The organism is Candidatus Schekmanbacteria bacterium RIFCSPLOWO2_02_FULL_38_14, assembly GCA_001790855.1.
Classification (GTDB): domain Bacteria; phylum Schekmanbacteria; class GWA2-38-11; order GWA2-38-11; family GWA2-38-11; genus 2-02-FULL-38-14-A.
Window position 1 is genome coordinate 114,569 of sequence record MGDH01000022.1, and the last position, 7,082, is coordinate 121,650.

At 36.8% G+C, this 7,082-nt stretch carries 4 protein-coding genes and 1 pseudogene (1 of these 5 cut by a window edge); all 5 read right to left on the bottom strand.

Annotation, left to right across the window (positions count from 1 at the left end; all coding sequences use genetic code 11):
- Positions 1-5: 5 nt before the first annotated feature.
- Positions 6-2,084 (bottom strand): hypothetical protein, encoded by a 2,079-nt coding sequence (locus A3H37_01455; GenBank protein OGL49682.1) that lies wholly within the window; start codon positions 2,082-2,084, stop codon positions 6-8.
- A gap of 34 nt (positions 2,085-2,118) precedes the next feature.
- Complete coding sequence (locus tag A3H37_01460; protein ID OGL49683.1) at positions 2,119-4,086, bottom strand: hypothetical protein; 1,968 nt, start codon at positions 4,084-4,086, stop codon at positions 2,119-2,121.
- A 68-nt stretch (positions 4,087-4,154) separates the two neighbouring features.
- Positions 4,155-4,541 carry a hypothetical protein gene (locus tag A3H37_01465; protein OGL49684.1) on the bottom strand — a complete coding sequence of 129 codons (387 nt, stop codon included), beginning with the start codon at positions 4,539-4,541 and terminating at the stop codon, positions 4,155-4,157.
- 120 nt (positions 4,542-4,661) lie between these two features.
- Positions 4,662-6,014, bottom strand: a complete 1,353-nt coding sequence (locus A3H37_01470; protein OGL49685.1) for a hypothetical protein — start codon at positions 6,012-6,014, stop codon at positions 4,662-4,664.
- Between the two features lie 174 nt (positions 6,015-6,188).
- Positions 6,189-7,082: pseudogene (locus A3H37_01475) on the bottom strand (hypothetical protein) (it continues 2,343 nt past the right edge of the window).

The following is a 7,082-nucleotide window of genomic DNA, read 5'->3' on the forward strand; positions in this document are numbered from 1 at the left end:
TATCACTATTTAGTTATTACCCTGTCCATTACCTTTATTTTTCCTGCTTTAAATTCCCTAAAGAGAGAACCTTTTGAGAAATCCTCGTTTACCTGCTCGATTACAGCTTCTCCGAGGGGTTCTGTGTCACTGCCAAGAAATTTTCCTGTAACCGGGTGGACAAGCTTTTCACCCTCTTTAAAGACAATGAACTTCATTTCTTTTTTAAGCCCTTTGTTTAAACCAATGTCGGCAAAAATTTCTTTTCCATTTTTCTTTATCAATAATCCTTCAACAAGGGGAAGATGGTGGTTGAATTTCAAAGCCAAGCCATCAGTCATGGTCTTTATGCCCGGAAGGGATTTGTTCTGGTCAAAGACATCTTTTGCTCCAATAATTGATGATGTCTCAGAATTCACAAGTCTTGCATAGATTTCTATTGAATCCTTTGTTTCAACAATGCTTCCAATAAGGATTGCTTCTGCTGCTACAATCTTTCCAATCCTTGCAGCAGTCTCAGGGTCAACAATTGGAGTTTTTGAAAGCTTCTGTTCTTTTAAAACCTCATCAAGCTTTGCTCTTTCAACAAGGTTAAATCTTCCTATACCTTCAACCTTTAAATTTTCAAATGAGGTGATTAAATTGTCATAGACAATATCGCTGGCAACAGACGGGGTCCCTTTTTTCTCAAAGGAAAGTATTGAGATGCTCATCCTTGAACCAATATCTCTTACCTTTTCTATCTCCCTTTTCACCTTTGCTCTTTTTTCTCCTTTCAATCCGTTCTCATCAGATGCCATGACAACGATATTGTTCTCACCTTTGTTAAGAGGAGTCAGGAAGTTGAAGAATATGTTCTTTGCTTTTCTTTTAAGGATTGACTCGCCGTTAATTGCAAGGGATATGATGTTGTTTGGCGATGAGGCTGAGCCTTCAATGTAGAGACGGTCGAGGAATACATTCTTGATAAAGTCAAGGTCTTTTAATTTGATTGCAGGAAAAGACGGATTAAGAGCCAGCAATTTATTCCCTTTATGAGCATACTGCGGATAGTGAGTCATCTCACTGAGTGATTCCTGATTCAAATCCCCGCTAGTCGTGTTTCCTATTATATCTCTTGCCTCAAAAATTAATTTTTCATTCCTGCCTGAGATATCAACCTCATGGGATATCTTTACTTCTTTGCCCCTTTCCTTCAAGACTTCTTTGCCATTTATCATAAACGAGGATATCTCTGAGTCATCATATGCGTAGGCTAAAATCCCGGCTTTGAGTTTTCCCTGTGTTTCTGTTATCTGGAGGGATTCTATATCAACCATAGGACCCTCTCTGTCTGCCCTGATATCAACGATTTTTTCTGATGATTTACCTGTAAGGTCAAAGGCTTTTATGGTAATCTGATTTATGCCGCGCCCAAGAGGAATTTTTTCTTTAAAAGCAATCCGCTTTTCTGCAAGCTCAATCCTCAGAGGTTTTTCATTGATAGTTATACCTGATACATAAAAATCGTCTTCAGCAGTTCCTTCAAGGTCAACTGAAAATTCATTTGTTATTAAATTGTTCTTTTCAGAGGCAATGGTTACGGATGGAGGCTTTAAATCAGTTTTCTTTTCTAAAAGAAATTTCTGCCTTGCCTTGTTTAAAAAGTATTTTGCCTTTGCAGTTTCTACTGAGGAAAGAGATGCCTCAAGCTCTTTAATAGCATCCTCAATTTTCCCTGCATTTAAGTAGGAAATACCAAGCTCCCTGTGAGGGAAATAGTCAATAAAATGCATCCCGTAGGTTCTTGCCCTGCGCTGGTCTTCATCTCTCTGCTTTATTGAATTCCTGTAATCTGCAATTGCTTCTTCAAAAAACTCTCCGTCAGCAAAGGAGTTTCCCCTATCATAATAATTCCACCATCTGTTCCTGAAAGTCCCCTCAGTTGTTCCATATTGCTTCCCGTCTTTTACATAACGGGGGTCGCCTTTTGGAGTGGAGCAGGAAAATATTGATAGAAGCGAACTAAGTAAAATGAGTGCGATAAATAGAAAAATTATCCGTTTGTTCATAGCAAACTCCTCTATTACTTCCTCTCCCCATTGGGAGAGGGAATTGATAAACATTTTTCTCCTCATTAATAAGATAGAATTTTTATGCCTATTCACGATTATATCTAAATATCCCTCCCTGTGTTGCAAACCAGATGTTGCCGTTATCATCTGGAGTTATGTCCCATATAATGCCGCTTTTAAGACCATCAAGGGTGGAGAAGTTTTGAACTTTAAACTTTAAACTTTGAACTTTGAACTTACTCACTCCCTGCTCTGTGCCAAGCCAGATATTGTTATCGTTATCAACTGCAATTGATAAAATTTTGTTGCTTATCAATCCTTTCCCTTTTGTCAGGTGAAAATTTTTTATCTCTTTATCATTACTTAAAACCCTTATTCCTCCTCCAAGTGTCCCAAACCAGAGTTTTCCTCTCTTGTCAGTTGCAGATGACCAGATAAAATCTTCTTTTACAAGATTAAGACCAGCAACATCTTCTCCTATCCCGGAGATGTTTTTATTAACAATGATAGAGGATACAAGGTCATCAAAATATTTCTCAAGGGTGTCAACCTCTGACGAATCAAATGTGCTATCAGGAAGATATGGGAAATCTGAAAAATCCCCGCCTGTTGAATCATATTTATTTATTCCTGCTATAGTTCCAAACCAGATGTTACCTTTTTTATCAATAGTTGCAGTTGGAACTATATTTGATGCGATAGCAGAATCTGACCTTCTAAACACCGGACTATATTTCTCTTCTCTTGAGTCTTGAAAATTTGCAACTCCTCCATCTGAGCCAAGAAGCCAGATAGAGCCTTTATTTGCTGGCAGAACCTTCGTAAAGGGTGATGGTATTGTTTGTTTTTTGTAAGAATAATAAAAAGGATAAACTTCATCACCTTTCCATTCTAAATATGTGCCATAATCAGTTAAATCATAATCAATTAATAAAGATATATCTTCGCAGTTTATATCTCCTTTATTTGCATCAAATGCTGCATCTCCTGCCACTATTCTCGTAAGAATTTCCTTTTCATCAGTCTCTCTTCCATAAAATATCAGGTGAACTCTGTTTAATGAATCTACAGTCATATCTTTTATCCATGTATCATCAGGTAGGGTTTTCTCTGGCAAACATCCGGCTAAATCAAAGACCTCTTCAAGTGTTTCTCCATCTGTTGACCTGAAAACCTTGCCTCCATTGCTTCCGCCAAACCACAAAACTCCGTTTTTATCTTTTGTAGAAGCCATGAAAGATATATCAGAATAGCCTGTATCCACAGATTCAATTTTACCTTGTGAAACTTTAAAAATGTGTTTCAATATAGTGGTTTTTCCATCAGTTGTTTTTACTCTTACCTTGGAATAATAAGTTCCGGGTTTTGAAGGAACTTTGAAAGAGCCTTTTAATCCATTTAAAATGAGCGAGTCATTTATGAAATAATAGATATTCTCATCTTCTGTAGAGTCCTCTAATTTTGTCCATTCCTTTGAGCCCTGGAATTTGACCTCAGCAGAAAGTATATTTGATGAACCATTGGAATTAGAACTGCAAACCCTTATCTCAAAATCTTTATCATCCTTGCTGATAGCATCATTTCTGATGACTATTGTGTTTTTCCCTTCCTTGCATGAAGCTATCTGAAATTCAATAATTCCATCTTTGTCTGTCTTTTTATTAATTCTAAAAGAAAAATCATGAGTCTGTGTTTCGTTAAGCACATTTGCAACATCCTCAGCAGTCTTGGTTAACCTTGCAGAGACTTTGATTATGTCTTTATCAAAAGTTATTTTCTTTTTGTTAAGTATTGCTGAGATAAAATTGAACCTGTCAAGGTTGTTTCCAAAAGATGTAATAAGGGTTTCTCTGTCAGATATTTTTTTAGAAATTATGCTGTCAAGAAGGTCTATGTCTTCTTCTTTAAAGGCTTTCTTAAAGGTATCCAGTAAATTTTTCACAGCCTGTTCTGAGGCTTTTGCGGGGATTATCTTGTCAGGCGATGGAAGGGCAAAAGAAGTAGTCGTACTTATAAACAGGACAGCGAGTAAAAGTAAGATATATTTTTTCATTTTTTATATAAGTTTATTACAGAATATATTATTCCCAACGATAGGCGGGACATTCTTGTCCCGCTAATTTAAAAAAACTTTCCTAAATCAGTTTGATCCTTGTGCCTTATGGAACTGTATTTATAATCTTCTAATTTGTGTACAATTCCTTTTCTTAATGGATTCTCCTCTATATATTTGATTCTGCTTAATACTTTGTTATCACTATCGAGGATGTAATCATAAAAACCACTGTGCCAGATAGTTCCTTTTCTGTTATGTATTTCATTTATCTGACGTGATGAGAAACCTTTAATAGACTTCAGACATTCTGAAATAGTCTTATCCTCTGGAATTATAATCAGATGGATATGATCAGGCATAATTACAAATGATAAGAGAAAATACCATTTCTGCCTTCTGCCAAATAAAATTGTTTCTAATATGATATCAGCAGATTTAGAATTCTCAAACATAGGCTCTCTATTAACAGTAACCGTAGTAATCATGTATGGATATTCTTTTAAAGATATATGTTTTAGCCTTGGCATAATTTTTTGTAGCGGGGTTAGAAAACCCCGCCTATCGGTATAATGTCAAAAATGAACTATCATTGATGTCAGAATCATATGCTGTTTAATATCCGGTTCTGATGCCTCGCCTGAAGCCTTACCAAAACGGTATGTATAGGCAATGTCAAAGATAATCTTTCCCCACGCAATTCCTGTTCCAAAACTTATGCCGTAAAAACTATCAGGAGAATTTTTTGCAGGCTCAGGGTCATAGAATATTCCGCTTCTTAAAGGGATAGTAAATTTTCCCCTGATAATCAGATATTCTGCGCCAATGCGAATCTGTGTCGTGGCATCTGCCTTGCCTGAAAGAATATCCTTCCCTTTTCCTGAAGGTGCTCCGCCTTCAACAAGAATCTGCCCCTTCTTTTTCCCCTCCCTGAGTTTAAAATCTCCCCACTCAGTCATGTAAAGGTCAAGTGCCATAGAGAAGCTGTCTGAGAACCTTGTGGCTAAACCAAGTCCATAGGAGGCAGGCATTTCCATTTTTAAATTTTCCTTAAAATCCCTGCCTATTTTTATAGGGTCGCTCTTACCTGCTATGGTTGTAATCATTGATGAGTTGTGATGGTGTTTTACTCTTGCAAGAAACGGGGTTTTTAAAACCCCGCCGAGGGTGAACATTTTATTAATCTCCCACAAAAAACCTATGTTGGCATTAAACCCTGTAAAGTCGTATTCCTCTTTGATTGAGCCTTGTGCCTTAAAAGGAAGAATTTTGCTGCCACTTGCAACAAATCCTGACGCTGAAATATTTACATTCTGCTGCCAGTTAGAAAAATTCTTGTCCCATAAATTTAATGATGTTCCAAGTGAGAGTGTTGGTGTAATCTGGACTGCAAGCGCTGGGGTTATTGTTCTCAGCTCTCCGCCCTGAGTTGAATGTATTTCCTGTATGCCGTCTATGGTTTTAAAAAGGGAGATGGCTTCTGTTCTGCCGTGCAGGTCATAAAGGCGCTGTGAGTTTATTGAAGCCACAAAATTCTTTCCAAAAAGCAAGAATGGATAGACAAAACTTAAATAGTTTAATGAACCCCTTTCAAGCCTCTGGTCCGAGATATCAGATTCCCTGTCTTTCATATCCTGCGATTGCTTGACATAGTCATAAGTCCCGACAATTGAGACTTCAGGTTTTTCAAGCTGGATAAGCCCGCCGGGGTTCCACGATGCTGCGGTTGCATCATCAGCAACTGCAATAAACGCCCCGCCCATTCCAACTGCCCTTGCCCCGGAGCCAACAGGGTTCGGGGATGTTGCAAAGTTTAAAGACGGAGGCAGAGAGAGACCAAGCTTTGTTATATCCTGTCCCTGAGCAAAGGATGCTTGCGATAGAATAATTATCACAAAAATTGCTAATATGGGATTTCTCTTTTTCACTTCCTGAAACCTTCAATAATTAAATTCTAAACAAATCCTAAATTCAAATTTTCAACATTTTGCTTCTGTTATGTTGCCACTGTCATTGGACAACCGCAAGGGTTGTCCCTACATTTTGCAGGTTAAAAGTCTGTACTAAACACTATTCACTGTTCACTATTCACTTTTCTGTCATTACGGGTTCTGATATTTCCCTTCAATCTCTTTGTCTTTATTTCCTTTGAAAAATATATTTTGAACATTAATTGTTGCGGTTGAATCCGGTTCAATATCTATCCCGTCATCGCCGTTGGAGATAATTTTTAATTTTCCTCCGGTTAATCCAATTGATGCGGTTGAATTCCCGGCTATAAATATTCCGTCATATATATTTCCTCTTATAAAATTTTTATTTATATCAGCAGAAGAATTATTCTGCACAACGATTCCTGACAAAGCATTTTCACTAATGGTATTCCCTGAAATATTCTCTGAAGCTGAATCAGTAGATATAAGAATGCCAACCCTTGCATTGTTACTTATTTCATTATTCATTATATTGCCTGAAGAACTGTAACTTATCTGAATCCCATCTTCACCGTTTTCAGTAACAGTATTTCCTGAGATGCTTTCTGTTGTTGCGTCAGAATATAAAGCAATGCCTTCGAAAGCATTTCCTTCTATGGTATTATTGTTAATATTTTTTACTGAGGAACTATAATATACTCGAATCCCGTCTAACTGGTTTTTGACAACGGTATTTTCTGAAATATCATCTGCAATTGAATTAGCAGCTACAGTAATACCCTCAATCATATTTTCACTTACAAAATTATTCCTTATGCTATTGGCTAAAGAACTGCCATAAATTTGAATTCCGTCTATCCCATTTTTGGTAATAATATTTCCTGAAATATCTTCTGCAGTAGAATTCTCAGCTATAAAAATCCCATAATTTTCATTTTTGTTTATGATATTATTTTTTATGGTATCAACAGATGAGTTTTCAAAAAAGAATATCCCGCTTGACTTGTTATTTTTAACAATATTGTTCTCAATCTTATTACTAAAAGAGTTTATTCCTATACT